Below are 18,347 nucleotides of genomic sequence, written 5' to 3'. Positions count from 1 at the left end.
TTTAATTGGTTTAAAACTCGTTCGTTGGTTTATATACGAATTTTGTTTTTATTGATTTTCTGCTGCAAAGATATGCCCTTTTTCGTAAAGTGCAGTATTTGTATCTTACGTGTTTTTAAATGTTTCATGTACGATAAAACAGACATATTTAGGTGAAAAAAAGGGGGATTTGCAGCCGCAAATCCCCTTTATACCTTATTATATATAGACGTTTTAGTATTCGTATAGCTTGATGTGGAGTATTTTATTGTCGCCACATGAGATGCGGGCATGGCGTCCCTGGTGGTCCTGATCGCCATTATCACGGCGGATAAACTGTAATTTACCGTTTTTGTCTACTTCAACCTGGTCAACATATCCGATACCGATACGCTTGCCTTTGAAAGTAGCGGTTTGTTTCTTTGTTTCGGTTCCACCGTTGTCAACAAATCCGTCCTCACCGAGTTTCTTTTCTTCAGCTTGCGCTTTTTCTGTCTTACTTTGGAAAACTACGACGATACCATTACCAGCTATGATGTATTCGTTCTTGGCTAGTTTCACGATTAAGCCACCGCCTTCTGGCCATTTACTCCCATCTGTAGCGCGAGGATCCCATGGTAGCGTGAAGAAATGGCGGCAGGTCATGGTAATATCTCCATCTTCAATGATGCGCTCTTTATCTTCCTGGTCGAAGAGTAATCCCCAGTTTTTACCCTTTCCCTGATGCTGGAGCAGGAGAGGAGAGAGCTGATTGATAACCTTGTATGAACGTCTGAGACTGTTCTTTACCTTGAAGTTAGCTTCATCGAGAGCAAACGGACTGAAACTGATGGCATCTGTTTCGCCGAAGGTATAATATGCCTTTACGCCGCTATTGATATCGCATTTCACTTCTGGAGTGAAGAAAGGATTGTCGACACGCTTGTATTTCTCTACCCATCCCTTATAACCGGTATCATAGATATCTGGTGCAAAAATATCGATACTTGGTGCACCACATTTCCAGATGTCAATCAGATGGGCAAGTGGGCCGGCAGAAGGGTATTCGCCTGGTTTTCTGCCACGGCTGTTCATTGCTGCATTTACATACATCGGAATATTGTAGATGGCTTTGCCGGCTGAGGCTAGCTGCTCTACATACTTGGCATAATAATATGCTTGGAATTTCTCGTCAGCATAACGGTCTGTTCCGAAAACTTCTGCCCATGTACCTTTCTTCTTGAGCTTGAGTGCCTTGAGCAATGAAGCAGGAACGGGTTGTCTGTAAGCTTTTTCGGCAAGAGGAGAATGATCGCGGGCAGATTCGAGCATGCCGATTTCGTTTTCTACCTGCATCATGATGACGGTATTCTCTTGACTGTCTACAGCTTTGATGTGTTTCATCAGTTCGCAGAATGCTCGCTTGTCTGCTTGAAGCAGGTTATCGCTGAAGGCTGTGCATATCTCTAATGGCTTACCGTTCTCTGTGAGTGAACGAGGGAAACGCTTGGTGTTTTCCTTTACCCATAGTGGAGCATAGCAGCTCATGGAGTTCTTCCAGGCACCGAACCATAGGAAGACAATCTTCAAGTCATGCTTACGGGCAGTTGTGATGACGCTGTCTACGAGTGCAAAATCATATTTGCCCTCATTAGGTTCAACAAATTCCCAATATGCAGGAACGAAGACGGAGTTGACTCCGCTATTCTTCATCTGTTTCAATGCTTTCCTGATGTCGGCAGGACTCGTTGCGGCAGAGTTGCTTAACTCACCAGCCAGGAGAAGCATCGGCTTGTCATTGACAACAAGCTGGGTTGCAGAGCCTTGCTTCTGCAGTTTCACTCCTGCTTGTATATTGATGCAGCATAATAATGCTAGAAAAGATAATACGATCTTATTCATAAATCTTCATTTTAGAGAATGTCTGAAAATACTTGAGACAGGTATTGCGCCATTCCTTGGCGTTTTCCAACTGCACATTGAGCAATGAATCGGTATGTTGCCATTCCTGTTCATGACCCTTCATATACTGTTTGGCTGAGGTGTGCCAGAAGTCGCGATATACTTCAACCATCGCTACACCCATGTTGTACTTCATGCAAAGTTCCTGCCAGAGGGTGCTTCCTGATTTCATCTTGTAAGTCCAAGGCACATGATGGAACCAGAGGAGATATTCCTCAGGGCAAGTTGCGATGTTGTCATACAGACTGCGATATGGTTCCGGATACTGACCTACGGCATCTGTACCTTTGGATGAGCGGTCGAAACCTACACCCTGAGCATCTGCCTTGTGATAGTATACTGGGCACCATTCCAGAGGATAACTTGCAATGAAACCATCAGGTTCCGGACCGTAGTGGTGATCGAACTTGAAGATATGATGTAAGCCCAATGGCATCATATAGTTGACGCAAGCTTCACGTGAGGTCATCATCATCATCTCTACAGGTTTGGTGAACTTCTCATCCTGGTTTTCGTAGGTCTGTACGAGCCATTCATGAGCAATCTCTTCAGCTGTAAGTGAAGGATTCCATGCCAATCTGCCGAAAGCATACCAGTTTGCCTGTGAGAAAGGATGACCACACCAGTTGGCATCATCACCGATATTGGCTACACCTGAGATTCCAACCAGTCTGTCTGGATTGACAAAATCAAAGAATTCCTTCCACATTGGGGCGAGATAGGTGAGGTGCTTAGACTGACCAAGATATTCCTGGGTAATCTGAAGTTCTGCTATCTGTGGAGTCTGTTTGATGTTGTCGAAGATAGGAGCGTATGGCTCACGAGGCTGGAAGTCGAGCGGACCGTTCTTTGACTGTAGGATTACGTTGTCACGGAACTTGCCATCCATACCTTTGAATTCGCTGACAGCTTGTTTTACACGGTCTTCTCCCTTATGGTTGGCACCATAAACAAAGCTTCGCCACATGATGATGCCTCCGTATGGTTTGACGGCATCGGCAAGCATATTGGCTCCATCGGCATGGGTGCGGTGGTAATCGCCAGGACCAGGCTGTCCTTCAGAATTGGCTTTTACCAGGAATCCGCCAAAGTCAGGGATGGTAGCATATATTTCCTTTGCTTTTTTCTTCCACCACAGCTGAACCTTCTTATCCAGTGGGTCGGCAGTCTTGGTATAGCCCAATGCCATAGGAGAAGCAAAGTTGATGCTGAGATAAACTCGGATTCCGTATGGACGCAGGATGTTGGCGATGACCTTCACCTTATTAATGTATTCAGCAGTCATCATTTTTGGTGATGCATTTACATTGTTCAGTACGCTTCCGTTGATTCCGAGCGATGCGTTGGCACGGGCATAGGTGATGAGACGGTCGTGAAGACTCTTGCTGATGCTGCCACCCTTGCCGTTTTTGCCGAGTTTGATTTCTTCCCATTTGAAGATGCTCTTGCCGGCATAGCCACGTTCGATGCTGCCATCGAGATTATCCCAATGGTTGAGGATGCGGAGACCCACTTGTGGTTTCTCGGTCTCATCGATAGCTTTACTGAAGTTCTGTTGATTGCCGCTACCTGTGTTGTAGGCATCGGTGTTCTGAAGTCGAATCAGCTCGTAGGCACCGTAGAGCAAACCGATAGGATTGCTGGCGGTGATAGTTGCTTCGTACTGAATGTTGTCGCCTTGCTGTGCAGGACGGGCGTAGATGTTATAGCCCTCGCCAAGATTCAGAGCTTTGTCTATCTTGAGCTCAACATTCTTGCCACGCCAGTTGTTTTCCAACTCCTGCTTGGCAATCTTGGCTGTTGCATCATCAGGCAACTGTGAGATGACTTGGCATGAGTTAGCATACTGCTTTCCGAGCCATAACTGTGAACCGTCACTCTGTGCAGAAACATGGAGTGATGTAAGTACCGTAAATAATAAAATGAGGTATTTCTTCATATCTTTGCAGATCGTTAGTTTGTATTGTTATTGTTTCTGCTGCAAAGATACGAAAAAATACCTTATTCTCTTCTATTTGTTGTTTATTTCTTATTTCTCTTTGTTTCAGCATATTCACTTGGTGACATGCCATAGTGTTTCTTGAACACTGTAGAGAAATGGGTCTGGTTGTTGAATCCCACAGAGTAAGCTACTTGCGTGATATTAATCTGTCCTTCTTCGATAAGACGTGCAGCTTGCTCCAATCGTAAGTTACGGATGAATTCACCGGCAGAGACGCCTGCTATTTCTTTCAGCTTACGGTGCAGTTGGGCACGGCTGATGCCTACATCCTCTGTCAGTTTTTCAACGTTGAGGTCTGGGTCGGCCAGGTGCTCGTTCATATATTTCATCACTCTCTCAATGAGAGCGTCGTTGTTGCCCTTCACCTGTATCTGCTCTATCTTAGCTTTCTGTCCCTGTGCGCCGCTGTATTTGCCACGGATGCGTCGGACATTGTCTACCAGGTTGTCGATGAGAATATGAAGTTCTTCCATATTGAAAGGCTTCGCCAGGAAGGCATCAGCACCCTTACGCAATCCCTCTAGTCGGTTTTCTACTTCGCTCTTGGAGGTGAGCAGGATGACTGGAATATCGCTTACGTTAGTGTTACTCTTTATCTTCTTGAGCATGGTAACACCATCCATTTCCGGCATCATCACATCGCTTATCACGAGATCATATTTGCTGGTGAGCAACATCTTGAGACCCTCCTTTCCGTTGCAGGCATGTTCAAATCGATACCAGTCGCTCAGTTCGGTCTTGATATAATGTGCAATCTCTGCATCGTCATCTACTATCAGGATGTTGAAATTGCGGTTGGCTTGCGTTCTTTTACCGGTGGATTCGGCAGTTTTTGTGCCATCCTCCTGCAGGATCTCCTCTGGCTTGAGGTGTTCCTTGCCCAATGGAATGTTTACCTCGAAGCAGGAACCCTTGATTCCATCGGTGCGATTATAGGCTCTGATAGTTCCTCCATGCATCTTGACGAGGGCTCTGCAGAGGTTCAGACCAATTCCGGTTCCCTCGATATGAATGTCGCTGTTGTTATTGCCTTGATAGAAACGGTCGAAGAGGCGGTCAGTCTTTTCTTCCTTCAGTCCGATACCTGTATCTTCAACCTTGATGATGGCACTCTTCTCATTCTTTCCTATGATAATCGTAATATCACCGCCATCCGAGGTATACTTCATGGCGTTGGAGAGTAAGTTGGAAATAACCTTGTCAAAGTTGATGCGGTCTATCCATACTTGCAGGTTGCCTTCCTCGTTTAGGGTCTCGTCCTCCTTCAGGCTAAGAGTGATGCTACGTTCCTGGGCATTGAAGTTGTAGAGAGATACTATGCCACGCAGGAACTCCTTAAGGTTGGTCTTCTGGCAATGCAGGTGCATCTGGTTCTTGTCTATCTTGCGCTCGTCAAGAATCTGATTGACCAGGAGCAGAAGTCGCTTGGCATTGCGGTCTATCATGTCGATATCCTGTTTGCTCTCTGCGTCTTCTAGTCTATTCTTCAACTTGTTGAGAGGTCCCATAATCAGGGTCAACGGTGAACGGATGTCGTGAGTGGCATTGATGAGGAACTGCATCTTGGTTTCTTCTAAGTCTGCTTTGCGACGGCGTTCGTAAGTATAGAATACGTAAAAAACAGCACTCACGATGGCCAGGAAATAGAGAAGATAGGCCTCTGGTGATGCATACCAAGGGTTACACACCTTGATGTTGATGACAGTTGGCTTCTTCGAATATTGACCATTGCTGGTGGCTCTTACTTCCAGCTTGTAATTGCCAGGCTTCAACTTGTTGAAGGATACGGCATTAGTTCCCTCGTTGGTGCTGCTCCAGTTGCCGCCATTGATGCGATATTGGAAACTGATATTGTCAGTGTTCTTATAGTTGAGCAGAGAGAACTCCAATGTGAATGAGTTTTCTGAGTATGGTATCTTGAAGTTGTCGCTGAGACAATTGGTTGCCTTTCCGGCTTTGATGAAGTTGGTAAGGTATACGTTACCCATCTCCATCTTGTTGGCTCTCACTACGTTAGGATAGAAAGTGGTGATGCCGTCGCTTGTGCCGAAGGCTACCATGTCATCGGATGTATGCATCATGGAACCTAAAACATATTCACGTGTGGTGAGTCCGTTGCCATTGATGTGTCCGATGAATCGTTTGGCGTTTGTGTCATATTGCCAGATTCCCATGGTTGTGCTAACCCAATAGTCGCCCTTGTGGTCTCTTACGATACCACATGTCTGCTTGCCTGTTAATGCTTCAGCGTGAGGGAAGTCTACCACCTTGTTCTTTTTGCGGTCGAAGAGATAGAGTCCTTTTTCAGTACCCATCATGATGTCTCCGTCCTTTCCTTCGCAAATGCCATTTATCTGCTTGTCTTTTAGGATATTGTGCCATCCGAAATCCTTGAAGCTGAGTGTCTGCGTGTTGAGGCAGGATACACCGTTGGCTGTACCAATCCATAGATGTCCGGTGTGGTCAAGAGCCATACTGCGAACCCAGTCGTTGCAGAGGTAACCTTTTTTACCACGGGTACTCATATTGAGGATCTTTACGTTACCGGTTTCCACATTATATATATATAGTCCCTTACTGTAGACCGAAATGTAGAGGTTTCCCTGGTTGTCATCAGTCATACAATAGATGCCGGCACTGGTAAAGCTGATTTTCTGCTGGTAAGCTCCAGTATATGGATTATAGCTGTAGAGTGCACTACTATTGCTGATCCAATAGCTGCCACGCTTGTCTTTGTAGATGATACAGGTTCCGGCTGGTGATTGAGGATGAGCGATAATCTTTCCTGAAGCATCAAAGCAGAAGACGCCACTGTTTTGTACGGTACACCATGTTTCTCCTCTATCGCCTGGCGCAATAGAGGATACACTACTACCTATTATATAGTTTTGTGCTGAGAAACTCCATGAGTTGAAAGCCTGTTGGCGTTGGTTGATGAGATAGAGTCCCTTTTTATAGCATCCTATCCAGAGGTTGTTGTCCTTGTCTTCGATGATGTCATTGACGAAGGCGGTGGATAGATCGAAGTTACTGTTGCTGCTTTCCAGTTGCTCCACCCGGTTGCTTCCTTTCCTGATCAGCAATGCTCCATGCTCAGAGGTACTGATATAGAGATTTCCCTCATGGTCGAAGGTTGCATTATTGATGGTTACGTTATTGGCGTAGGTGCCAAAGTCGTAGCCGGCATCTGCTATTCTGCCCGTCTTATAGTCATAATAGATGATGCCATACATACATACAATGAGCAGGGTTTGTGGACGATGCTGTATGAAAGCCACTGGCGCTCCGTATGGCGATTTGAAGTCTTTGCGGTTCACCTTTCCCTTGTTTTCGATGAATCGGGTAAAGGTGGATAGGTGACTACTCTGCCATAGATAGTGGTGCTGGTCTTCATAGATATGGGTAAAGAATACGACGGAGTCGCGCTCTGCGTATTGTCTTTCCTGCTTAATCAGGAACTGCTTATCTGCTGCTTTGTCAGAAGCTGCTTTCTTTACGGAATAAAGTCCGTAGCCGGCAGTTCCCAACAGAATATCACCACAGTGATTTTCTACGATAGAGTAGATGCGTGGCTTTCTGCCATCAGGAAAATTGAGACGAGTGAAGTCATTCGTCTCATAATTATAGCGCATCAGTCCCTTGGCACTACCTATCCACAGGTCACCTTTCTTATCAACAAGGAGATCTGAAATGATATTGTCTGTGATGGATGTCGTATCCTTCTCGTCGTGCAGATAGTTGGTGAATCTGTAGCCGTCAAACTTGCTCAGTCCATATTCCGTACCTACCCAAATGTATCCGTACTTATCTTGTACGACACAATTGATGAGCGAACTGGACAGTTTGCCAGATGTGAATAATTCGCCACCATCAGCCCATAGCATGAGTGAGGCGAGGAGTGCGATAAGTGCCGCAAGGCATTTCCTGGTATACTTCATATTTTTGGTCGTTTACTTGTTCTTGTTTGGTTATTGTTGCTGCAAAAGTAGTAAAAAACTGCGAAAGCAACAAATAAAAATGCGATAATATGTTTCGTTTCCTTTTGTTTCTTTGTCTTTTATGCTTTTATTTTGTCTATGAAACAAATAGAAACGTTCTGGTAACTAGATATTAAAGAGCTTTCAATAGTTTTTTGTACATTTGCATCGTGAATAGCGAATTGTGACTAACAAAAATGTAAAACAATGACTAAACAAACAATAAAGATTTTATTGTTGGCTCTCTTGCTGGCAGGAAGTAGTAGCTTGGCTTTCGCACAGAAAGTGTGGAAGGGTTCTTGGGCGACTGCTGTTGAATGGACTGGTAAAGGAGATATGCCTAAGGAAAGCTTGAGCAACCGTTCTTGTCGACAGATAGTTCATGTTTCCTTTGGCGGAGAGGAACTCAGAGTGAAGCTCAGCAATGAGCAGAGCAAGGAACCGGTGGAAATCAAATCGGTGTATATTGCAGATACTGATGTTCCAAGCAATTGGGGAATTCTGACCAAGACGGTGAAGTATCTTAAATTCAATGGCAAGAAGAATGTAACCATTGCTCCAGGCAAGGCTATCTTCTCAGATGATTTGAAATATGCCTTGAAGAGTGGACAGCGCCTTACGATTACCATCGACTATGGCAAGCAGACTCCAGTGAATGCAACATCCCATCGTGGTTCACGTACTACCTCTTATATAGTAAGTAATGTAAAGGGCAAGGCGGTGAAACCTGCAGATGCAGCTTTCGATAAGCAGGAAAAGGCTGACCACTGGTACAATCTTTCTGCCATTGATGTGAAGACCGATAAGGCTACCCCAGTGGTGGCTATCCTCGGAAACTCTATTACCGATGGCCGTGGAAGTACAACCAATCAGCAGAACCGTTGGACCGATTTCCTCTCGGATGCTCTGAATGCAGAGAAGCCATACGGCGTATTGAATCTCGGTATCGGTGGCAACTGCGTGGTGCAAGGTGGATTGAGCGAACCAGCCATGAAACGTTTCGACCGTGATATCCTGGGACAGACAGGTGTAGATAAACTCATCATCTTCGAGGGAACCAACGATATCGGTTGCTGCAGTGGAAATTATGAGCATGTAACAGATACCCTGATTGCCTGCTACAAGGTGCTGATAGCGAAAGCCAAGGCAAAGGGAATCAAGGTGTATGGCGGAACCATTACCCCAACCAAGGGCAACGGATGGTATTCTTTCTGGCATGAGGCTATGCGACAGACCGTGAACGAATGGATCAGAAAAAGTGGTGCCTTCGACGAGGTCATCGATTTCGATGAGCTGACCCGCGATCCGAAAGACCCTCAGCGTCTGAAGGCTGAGTATTCTGACGACTGGCTGCATCTCAATCCGAAGGGATATGAGGCAATGGGCAAGTTTGCCGCAGAGAAATTGAAGTAAATATATTATATGCATCTTTTATGTTATATATATATAATAAGGTGTAAACTTAATGACTGAATAAAATATGGAACAGACAACTGTATCACAGGAATCTAAGGGATTCTACAAACTGAATTGGCTACAACGCATCGGATTCGGATCTGGCGACTTGGCACAAAACCTCATCTACCAGACCATCTGTATGTATTTGTTGTTCTTCTACACCGACATCTACGGACTCAATCCGGGTGTGGCTGCCACCATGTTCCTGGTGGTTCGCCTGGTCGATGTACTTTGGGACCCATTGGTGGGAACTTATGTAGATAAGCATAATCCACGTTGGGGTAAGTATCGTTCATATCTCGTCCTGGCGGGTTTGCCCCTCACCGTACTTGCCATCCTCTGCTTCTGGAATGGTATGGAGGGACAGACAGAAACCATCAAGCTCATCTATGCTTACGTAACATACGTAGGCTTGTCAATGCTCTATACATTGATTAATGTGCCTTACGGAGCCTTGAACTCTTCGCTGACTCGCGATACAGATGAGATAACCATTCTCACCTCTGTACGTATGTTCATGGCAAATGTGGGTGGACTCTGTGTATCGGCAGGTGTTCCAATCCTGGTAGCCATGCTCGCAGCAGCCAAGGATCTCCCTATCGAAATGGCGCTCTTCATGGGTTTGGGTTCTCTGCCATCCTTCATCTTTATGCCGCTGGTGCCTGCCATCAAGAAAAAGGTAGGCAAGAAGAATATGTTCTACATCTTCCTTACTGTGGCTATCGTGGGTATGGCGATGCTTTATTTCATCAGCAAGATGGGACCAGTAAAGGATTATATCACGCTGGTTTATATTGCACAGTTCATCAAGTCAACAGGTGTTATCGTGGCTACAGGTTATATGTGGGCTTTGATTCCTGAGGTTATTTCCTATGCTGAATATACCAGTGGCAAGCGTATTGCCGGTATTGTCAATGCCCTGACCGGTATCTTCTACAAGGCTGGTATGGCTTTGGGTGGTGTTGTTCCTGGTGCAGTCCTTGCATGGACCGGTTATCAGGCTGCGGCAGCTCAAGAGAGCAACTCGCTTCCTATCGATGGTAATGCCTGGTTTGTTGCCATGCTGATCTATGCTCTGGTAGGTTTCGCCCTTCTGGTATTCTGCTTTACCCAGACCAAGGAGCGTGTGGTAATGGACGAGAAGGAAACCAAGAACGTTAAGGTGAGCGACCTGTGGACAGAATTTTTCCATAACCGTCCTCTCCGTATCGTGGCTCTCTTCTTTATTACCGCCTTCGCCATGATGTCGGTTGGTAATGCTGCCGGTGCTTACTTCATGAACGATTTGGAGCAGCAGAGTGCGCTGGCACAGGAGGGTATCCGCTGGCTGGTATGCGTGATTCCTGCCATCCTGCTGGGTTTGGCGATGTTCATCATCTCTAAATATGAGTTGACAGATGAGGTCATCGACGATATCAACAAGAAGATTGAAGCTCGTCATCAGGAAAAAAAATAAGATACTGAATTTTAGCATATTAGGAAGTTAAAGGAGTTAAGGAAGTTAAGACGTATGTCTCGCTGCTTAAAAACTGCGCCAAAAAGACTATTGTCTTAACTCCTCAGCGACCGTAGGGAGCGATAACTCCTTAACTTCTTTAACTTCTGAACTTGCGAAACTTGAATAAAATAATAAGTGTACAATGAAAAGAATATCGACTTTTGCCTTGGGCTTGATGCTTGCTTCTGCAGCTTTTGCCCAGAAAGGTAATAACGCTCAAATCCCAACATTCCAGGAAACTATGGGCAAATATTTCCTGGTTGGTGCAGCTGTTAATACTTCTCTGACTGACGGACAAGACCCGGCAGGTGAGGAAGTAGTGAAGAAACAGTTTAACCAGGTGGTTGCCGAGAACTGTATGAAGGGTGAGAAGAATCATCCGGAGGTGAATCGCTTTGATTTCACCGATGGCGATAAACTCGCTGACTGGGCAGAGAAGAATGGCAAGACCTTGATAGGTCATTGTCTGGTTTGGCATTCTCAGCCACCTAAGTGGATGTTTACCGATGCTAAGGGTAATCTGGTAAGCCGTGAAGTGCTCATCGGCAGAATGTATAACCACATCATGACCGTGGTTACTCATTATAAAGGTAGAGTAAAGGGCTGGGACGTAGTGAACGAGGCATTCGAGGATGATGGCTCTTACCGCAAGTCTTTGTATTATAAGATTATCGGTCCGGAGTTCATCGAGTTGGCTTTCCGCTTTGCGCATGAGGCTGATCCTAACGTAGAGCTTTACTACAATGATTATTCTACTTCGAAGCCAGCCAAGCGAGAGGCTATCTGCAAACTGGTTCGCGATTTGAAGGCGAAGGGTCTCCGCATCGATGCTGTAGGTATGCAGAGCCACAATGGTTTTGATTATCCTGACTATGCTGAGTATGAGAAGAGCATCGAGGCTTTTGCTGGTGAAGGCGTGAAGGTGATGCTGACTGAGCTGGATATGAACATGCTTCCTAATCCGGAAGGATTCGGCGGTGCGGAAATCAGCCAGAAGTTTGAACTTCAGAAAAAGTACAATCCATACGTGAAGGGTCTTGACAAGAAGGCGCAGAAGCTCTTCAACCAGCGTTATCTCGATCTCTTCAAGATTGTAGAGCGTCACAAGGATGTCATCAGTCGTGTTACCTTCTGGGGTGTCAACGATGGTCACTCTTGGTTGAATGGCTGGCCTATCCCAGGCAGAACCAACTATCCGCTGCTCATCGACCGCAACAACGAGGTGAAGCCAGTGGTGAAGGAAATCGTCAATCTCTTTAAATAAGATCTCTTCAAATAGAATCTCTTAAGATAATATTATCAATCTCTTTAAATATAAGATAACAATGAAAGCAAGATATTTGTTCCCTAAGGATTATATGGCAGATCCATCTGCCAATGTGTTTAACGGTCGCCTGTATGTTTACCCATCTCATGACTGGGATAGCGGCGAAAGCTTTGACGATGATGGCGGTCACTTCCAGATGAAGGACTATCATGTTCTCTCTATGGACGATGTGATGGAAGGTGAGGTAACCGATCATGGTGTGATTCTCGATGTAAAGGATGTGCCATGGGCTGAGAAGCAGATGTGGGACAACGATGTAGTGGAGAAGGATGGCAAGTACTATCTTATCTTCTCTGCCAAGGATTATAATGGTGTGTTTCATCTCGGTGTGGCTGTGGCTGATAAGCCTGAAGGTCCTTTCGTTCCGAATGCCGATCCAATCCGCAAGTCATACAGCATCGACCCTTGTGTGTTCAAGGATGATGACGGCAAGATTTACTGCTACTTCGGTGGTATCTGGGGCGGTCAGCTTCAGTGGTACAAGGACAACAAGGCACTGAAGGATGAGCATCTTCCAGAAGGCAAGGAGAATCCGTTGCCATCCCGTGTAGCCATGATGACTGATGATGTGCAGCAGTTTGCTGAAATGCCAAAGCCTGTTGTCATTGTTGACGAGGAGGGTAAGGTATTGCCAGCCGATGATCCTCATCGCTTCTTCGAGGCTAGCTGGATGCACAAGTATAAGGGCAAGTATTACTTCAGCTACTCTACCGGTGATACCCATTATCTCTGCTATGCAGTAGGTGATAATCCTTATGGTCCGTTCACTTACAAGGGCGTCATCCTGGAGCCGGTTGTTGGTTGGACAACCCACCACAGTATCTGTGAGTACAAGGGACAGTGGTATCTGTTCCATCACGACTGCGTGCCATCAAATGATACAACCTGGCTTCGCAGCGTAAAGGTGGCTCCTCTCTTCTATGATGAGGAGGGTAACATCTTGCCGGTAAAATAGAATTGATTTTTAGGTTTTAATAGTTTGATGAATAGTTGATACATGAGTTAGTGTTAGTTAGAAACGGGCAGCATCTTCGTGACGAAGGTGCTGCTTTTTTATTTTTTCTTATAACTTTTTGTTTCTTCTTGTAAATTGTTTCTTATCTAATGTTATTTTTAAGTTATTTCTTTCGTTTTGTTATAGATTTCTAAGTTTTTTGTTTACCTTTGTGCCCGTAAACCATTGAAAAGAATGAATTATGTTGAAATTACTGTTAAGGTTGTGGTGGCTGCAACAGCGCCGTAACTTCCGCAAGAGAGACGCCTTCGTGGCTTGCTACATCATCTTCCTGTATGTGGTGGTGGGCTTCAGCTTCTTCCAGGGCTTTACCGAGAGTGGAGGAGAACTGAAGGGAGAAGATATGCCGGCATTATTGGGTGCGGGCATCGTAATCGGTATGCTGATTCCTGACATCATCATGAAGATGGTGATGAAGCGGGATATTACGGCAATGGATGATTATGTGAAGTCGCGCCCTGTGCCTGAGAAAATCTGGAACAAGTTCCTGCTCACTACCAATCTCGTGAGCTTCTGGAACTATGTGCTTCCGGTGCTTACGCTTCCGGTGTTCATCTATCTCTTGCCGGCAAGTGAGGCTGTAGCCAGCTTTTTCCTGTTCCTGGAGTTCTCTTTCATCAACGGCATCTACATCACCTGTTACCGCAAGGCTACGGAGTGGATTCTGAAATGGCCCTTGATATTGGGATGGATGGGAATGTTTGCCGTGCTGATAGGATATATGTTTGTGGCTTCCTTCTTCCCGGTATATATGGGATGGATAGGTCTCTTCTTCCTTGCAGGAGCGGTATTCACCGGACTTACCGCCTATCTCTATCACGAAAAGATTTATAACGAGCAGAAACAGAAGGTTTCCAAGTTCCGTGGATTCAGCCATGTCAACCTCTTCAGTCTGCAATATATCGGCACATTGAGAGCAAAGCGTGTCCGTACGATGGTGATTATGATTACCGCCATCTTCCTCTTCGATGCCTATCTCTTCGCCCTGATGCCTTTAGAACCAGGACAGGAAATGGGGGATAAGGTGGCTACGACTACCCTCTATGTGGCAGGTGCCATCCTGCTGCCATCGGTGGTGTTGTCGCAATGGACCTTTGGTATTGAGGCAAACTTCTTCCATGGTTTGATGACCAAGCCGGTAAAGGTGAAGCAGATGCTGCAGAATTGCTTCTATTATTATATGGTAGTGAGTGCTGTCGCCTTGTTGCTCACCCTTCCGTTCCTTTTCCTGCAGGCAGGAATCGGAATCCAGGTGCTTATCAGCGGTTTCTGTCTGGCAGTATTCATCAATCTCTTCAATCTGCCTACGGCACTCTTCTCTTCCCGTCTGGAGATATTTCAGACTTCCATGTTCAGCATGCAGGGAGCGAATCTGAAGATCAATCTTTATGCCATCGCTTTCCTCTTCCCGCTGGCAGGCGTCTGTGCCATCTATCATTTCTTCGGTGAGACGGCATGGTTTATCACCTGCGTAGCGCTGGCAGTCATCAGCATCGCCATCCACAAATGGTTCATCGCCAAGATTGCTGCCATCTTCGAGAAGAACAAGTATAAGCGCATGGAGAAGTTCATGAGTTAAGTGAAGAGTGAAGAACGAAGAGTGAAGAAACAACGTTCGGCGGCCGAAGGGAAAGCCAATTCAATAGCTTTACTAATCATAAAGTTCAAAATTCAAAGTAATCATAAAGTTCAATGTTCAAAGCTCAAAGTTCAAAGTAACAATAAAGTTCAAAGTAATATGATTAAGATTCAGAATCTCAAAAAGATATATAATGGCAATACCGTACTCGATATTGATAATCTGGGTGTTGCAAAGGGCGAGCTGATAGGACTCGTAGGTAATAATGGTGCGGGCAAGACCACCTTGCTCCGCCTGATTCTCGACCTGATTCAGGCAGATGATGGTTTCGTGGAAAGCAATGGACAGAAGGTGAACGAGAGTGAAACCTGGAAGGAATATACCGGCAGTTACATTGACGGCAGATTCCTCATCGACTTCCTCACCCCTGAGGAATACTTCGATTTCATCGCTGATGTCTATAACATCGACGATGAAACCCTGCAGGAGCGACTGGCGCAGTTTGAGGGCTTTATGCACGATGAAATCATGGGAACCAAGAAGTATCTCCGTGATTTCTCTCAGGGCAACCGACAGAAGATTGGCATCATTGGAGCGATGATCATCAATCCGAAGGTTCTTCTCCTGGATGAGCCATTCAACTATCTTGACCCATCTTCTCAGATGACTATCGCCCACATGATTCAGCGCATCTGCAAGGAGCAGGGCACCACGGTCATCATCTCCAGCCATAACCTCAACTTCGTTGCCGACATCTCCTCTCGTATCCTCCTGCTGGAAAAAGGCAAGCTGGTGAAGGATCTTCCGAATGCTGATGGCGCTGCCATCGCCGAACTCAACGAGTACTTCGGTATTCAGGCGGAATAAGAACACGATATTACATAGATAAATCTCCCTCTCTGAATCGCCAGCGAAGCAACAGAATTGCTTCCTGGCGATTCTTTTTTTAAAAACCCAGTTTATTTACTCAGCCAGTAAAGTATGGAGCATCAACGAATGAGCCTTATTTAAATTCGAAAGAAGGCTTATTCCACTTTTTGCCTGGCTATGGCACAAAGTTGCCCTTAACTGGGGCAATATTGTGCCATTGCCAGGCAAAAAATAATGCGTCGGGAGATAAATTTCAATAGGACTGTTACTACGATTCGGCAGAAGCTTTCTGGTTGCAGGTGGAGTCGGTTTGCGTGAGAAAAACCCTACTCTCGATTTCACTTTTCACTCTTCACAGATTCCCCTGAAACCCCGATAAACACTGGGGTTGTGAGAGGTGAAGAGTGCTTGTTCACTCTTCACCACTCTTCACCACTCTTCACCTTATTGCGAAGCTCGGTCATCTTTGATGGCTGGAGCTGGTCATAATAGATGATTGGGGCTGGTCATAATAGATGACCGAACCATTGCTTATATGATGCGTTTAAAAAAATGATGAGGGTGAAGAGTAGTGAAGAGTGGTGAAGAGTCAGCTCAACTCTTCACCGTCATAAGTGTCTCATACACAAAAGATTACATTATGAATGTGAAGAGTGAAGAGTATTTTTGAAAGTAGCTTTCTATGCACCGGGTGCTTGTAAATGGTTAAAAATTCGTGACTTATGGGCTGTCGGGCAGTTTGTCCGGACAAATTCAATTTGTCCGTGTTATTTTCTTTGCCTTTTAACTCTATGTTTTCCACTTCGGAACTCATAGACTTCGGAGCCATAAAACAATGAGTTGTTTTTGTTAACATTGAAATTTTTCGATGAAAACCTTTGCATATATGCATTTTTCTTCGTAACTTCGCAGCGGAATATAAAAAAGAAAAGCTATGGAAGAGATTAGAAAATATCCGGTGGGCATACAAACCTTCTCTGAGATACGAGAAGAAAACTATGTGTATGTGGATAAAACTAAGTATATTGTGGATTTCATAAGAAATGGATCCAAATATCTGTTTCTGAGTCGCCCAAGACGATTCGGAAAGTCTCTTTTTGTCTCTACGCTTCAGGCTTATTTTGAAGGAAAAAAGAATCTGTTTGATGGGCTTGCCCTTGGGGATTATGAGAAGGAATGGGTAAAGTATCCGGTTTTTCATTTTGATATGAGTACGGCAAAGCACATGAATCCTGCTGACTTAATCAATGAATTGGAAGGTAAGCTAAGCCAGTTGGAACAAATCTATGGTACGGAAGATTGGGCTATTAAGGCTAATCAGCGTTTGGAATGTCTGGTAAAACGTGCTTATAAGCAGACGGGGCAGAAGGTAGTCATTCTCATTGATGAGTATGATGCTCCATTGCTGGATGTCGTGCATGAGAAGGAAAATCTGGTAGAACTCCGTTTGATCATGAAGAACTTCTATAGTCCTATTAAATACTTGGACCCTTGGTTGCGATTCGTCTTTATTACTGGTATTACCAAGTTCTCTCAATTAAGTATCTTTAGTGAAATCAACAACCTGGATAATATCAGCATGTTCGACCAGTATTCTGCTATCTGCGGTATTAGTAAGACGGAACTTCTGAATGATATGAAGCCAGATGTGGAGTTGTTGGCAAAGCATTTAGGCAGAACCTTGGAAGAAACAATAGGTGAACTTACGTCATATTATGATGGCTATCATTTCAGTGATCATTCAGAAGATATATTCAATCCTTTCAGTCTTGTGAAGGCCTTGAAGAACAAAAAGGTTTCGGCTTATTGGTTCAGTTCCGGTACGCCAAGTTATCTCATCAAGACTTTGCAGAAGTATCATGTGGGAGTGATGGATATTGAGCAGAAAAGTGTAGGGGTTGATGACTTTGATGTTTCGCCAGAGCAGATGACTTCAGCGCTTCCTTTGCTCTACCAGAGTGGTTATCTTACCATCAAGAAGTATAATCCGCTGTTGCAATGCTATCAGCTGGACTATCCTAACAGGGAAGTGCGCATAGGAATGTTGAAATCGCTTGCGCCAAACTATCTGTCTCCAATTCAATTGGATAATAATAGTTTTATCTTTGCCTTTCTGGAACAGCTCTATAGCAACAACATGGATGGTGCCTTGCAGAAGATGCAAGCTTATCTTGCTAGTATCTCCAACCGTCTGTCTAATAAAAACGAGAAGGATTTTCAAACGGTGTTCTATCTCATCTTCAACCTCTTGGGTGCTTATATCCTGGTGGAAGAAGATAGTGCAATAGGTAGGGCTGATGCCGTTCTGCACATGCCTGATACTGTGTATGTGATAGAACTGAAATACGATAAGTCGGCAAAAGAGGCTCTGAGGCAGATAGACGATAAGGGATATCTGATACCTTATTCGGCAGATGGAAAGCGATTGGTTAAAGTGGGAATCAATTATGATAGCCAAAAGCGAACGATTGGGGATTGGAAGATTGAAGAAACATAAAAAATAGAAGATTTTGAAGGAAAGCCTCGGCTACTTTGATGTAGTCGGGGCTTTTTGAAACCTACATCATTTTTACATAATAAACTGGGTAACAAATATTATGTGAGAAATGATGTAAAACGTTTGGCGGTTTGAGCAATTTTCGGTATTTTTGCACTGAGATCATTTTAATTTACTGAGCCCTCTTTAAACAAGCCTTACTTT

At 44.9% G+C, this 18,347-nt stretch carries 10 protein-coding genes; 7 read left to right on the top strand and 3 right to left on the bottom strand.

The window, feature by feature from the left end; translation table 11 throughout:
- Positions 1–213: 213 nt before the first annotated feature.
- The 3 genes from ACTQ16_RS04380 to ACTQ16_RS04370 all read right to left on the bottom strand — a co-directional run bounded on the left by ACTQ16_RS04380 (position 214) and on the right by ACTQ16_RS04370 (position 7,860).
- Complete coding sequence (locus ACTQ16_RS04380; RefSeq protein ID WP_441933002.1) at positions 214–1,860, bottom strand: GH35 family beta-galactosidase; 1,647 nt, start codon at positions 1,858–1,860, stop codon at positions 214–216.
- The gene (locus ACTQ16_RS04375) at positions 1,853–3,859 is read right to left on the bottom strand and encodes an alpha-glucuronidase (protein WP_441936281.1); all 2,007 of its coding nucleotides are present in this window, start codon (positions 3,857–3,859) and stop codon (positions 1,853–1,855) included. The genes ACTQ16_RS04380 and ACTQ16_RS04375 overlap by 8 nt, the downstream gene beginning before the upstream one ends.
- An 83-nt stretch (positions 3,860–3,942) precedes the next feature.
- The gene (locus tag ACTQ16_RS04370; RefSeq protein WP_441936279.1) at positions 3,943–7,860 is read right to left on the bottom strand and encodes a two-component regulator propeller domain-containing protein; all 3,918 of its coding nucleotides are present in this window, start codon (positions 7,858–7,860) and stop codon (positions 3,943–3,945) included.
- A gap of 246 nt (positions 7,861–8,106) precedes the next feature.
- On the opposite strand from ACTQ16_RS04370, the gene ACTQ16_RS04365 reads away from it, so the two are divergent.
- The 7 genes from ACTQ16_RS04365 to ACTQ16_RS04335 all read left to right on the top strand — a co-directional run bounded on the left by ACTQ16_RS04365 (position 8,107) and on the right by ACTQ16_RS04335 (position 18,143).
- On the top strand, positions 8,107–9,312 hold the full coding sequence (locus ACTQ16_RS04365) for an SGNH/GDSL hydrolase family protein (protein WP_441936277.1): 1,206 nt from the start codon (positions 8,107–8,109) through the stop codon (positions 9,310–9,312).
- A gap of 67 nt (positions 9,313–9,379) precedes the next feature.
- Positions 9,380–10,813 (top strand): MFS transporter, encoded by a 1,434-nt coding sequence (locus ACTQ16_RS04360; RefSeq protein WP_441936275.1) that lies wholly within the window; start codon positions 9,380–9,382, stop codon positions 10,811–10,813.
- Positions 10,814–10,997: 184 nt separating this feature from the next.
- A complete protein-coding gene (locus ACTQ16_RS04355) occupies positions 10,998–12,119 on the top strand; it encodes an endo-1,4-beta-xylanase (RefSeq protein ID WP_441936273.1) in 1,122 nt (373 codons plus the stop codon).
- A 61-nt stretch (positions 12,120–12,180) separates the two neighbouring features.
- Positions 12,181–13,137, top strand: a complete 957-nt coding sequence (locus ACTQ16_RS04350; protein ID WP_089544108.1) for a glycoside hydrolase family 43 protein — start codon at positions 12,181–12,183, stop codon at positions 13,135–13,137.
- A 241-nt stretch (positions 13,138–13,378) separates the two neighbouring features.
- A complete protein-coding gene (locus ACTQ16_RS04345; protein ID WP_441936271.1) occupies positions 13,379–14,776 on the top strand; it encodes a DUF5687 family protein in 1,398 nt (465 codons plus the stop codon).
- Between the two features lie 159 nt (positions 14,777–14,935).
- Positions 14,936–15,643, top strand: coding sequence for an ABC transporter ATP-binding protein (locus tag ACTQ16_RS04340; protein WP_294967359.1), 708 nt, complete (start codon positions 14,936–14,938; stop codon positions 15,641–15,643).
- Positions 15,644–16,580: 937 nt separating this feature from the next.
- Positions 16,581–18,143: an AAA family ATPase gene (locus ACTQ16_RS04335; RefSeq protein WP_441936269.1), complete on the top strand. Its 1,563-nt coding sequence runs from the start codon at positions 16,581–16,583 to the stop codon at positions 18,141–18,143.
- Positions 18,144–18,347 lie beyond the last annotated feature (204 nt).

Source organism: Prevotella sp. LCP21S3_D2 (assembly GCF_052118345.1).
Classification (GTDB): Bacteria; Bacteroidota; Bacteroidia; order Bacteroidales; family Bacteroidaceae; genus Prevotella.
This window is presented reverse-complemented; position numbering and strand designations above follow the sequence as displayed.

What these genes read in the sequence shown, in the direction of transcription:
- ACTQ16_RS04335 (WP_441936269.1), top strand. Translation starts at nt 16,581, where the DNA reads ATGGAAGAGATTAGAAAATATCCGGTGGGCATACAAACCTTCTCTGAG.
- ACTQ16_RS04350 (WP_089544108.1), top strand. Translation starts at nt 12,181, where the DNA reads ATGAAAGCAAGATATTTGTTCCCTAAGGATTATATGGCAGATCCATCT.
- ACTQ16_RS04345 (WP_441936271.1), top strand. Translation starts at nt 13,379, where the DNA reads ATGTTGAAATTACTGTTAAGGTTGTGGTGGCTGCAACAGCGCCGTAAC.
- ACTQ16_RS04375 (WP_441936281.1), bottom strand. Translation starts at nt 3,859, where the DNA reads ATGAAGAAATACCTCATTTTATTATTTACGGTACTTACATCACTCCAT.
- ACTQ16_RS04365 (WP_441936277.1), top strand. Translation starts at nt 8,107, where the DNA reads ATGACTAAACAAACAATAAAGATTTTATTGTTGGCTCTCTTGCTGGCA.
- ACTQ16_RS04380 (WP_441933002.1), bottom strand. Translation starts at nt 1,860, where the DNA reads ATGAATAAGATCGTATTATCTTTTCTAGCATTATTATGCTGCATCAAT.
- ACTQ16_RS04360 (WP_441936275.1), top strand. Translation starts at nt 9,380, where the DNA reads ATGGAACAGACAACTGTATCACAGGAATCTAAGGGATTCTACAAACTG.
- ACTQ16_RS04340 (WP_294967359.1), top strand. Translation starts at nt 14,936, where the DNA reads ATGATTAAGATTCAGAATCTCAAAAAGATATATAATGGCAATACCGTA.
- ACTQ16_RS04355 (WP_441936273.1), top strand. Translation starts at nt 10,998, where the DNA reads ATGAAAAGAATATCGACTTTTGCCTTGGGCTTGATGCTTGCTTCTGCA.
- ACTQ16_RS04370 (WP_441936279.1), bottom strand. Translation starts at nt 7,860, where the DNA reads ATGAAGTATACCAGGAAATGCCTTGCGGCACTTATCGCACTCCTCGCC.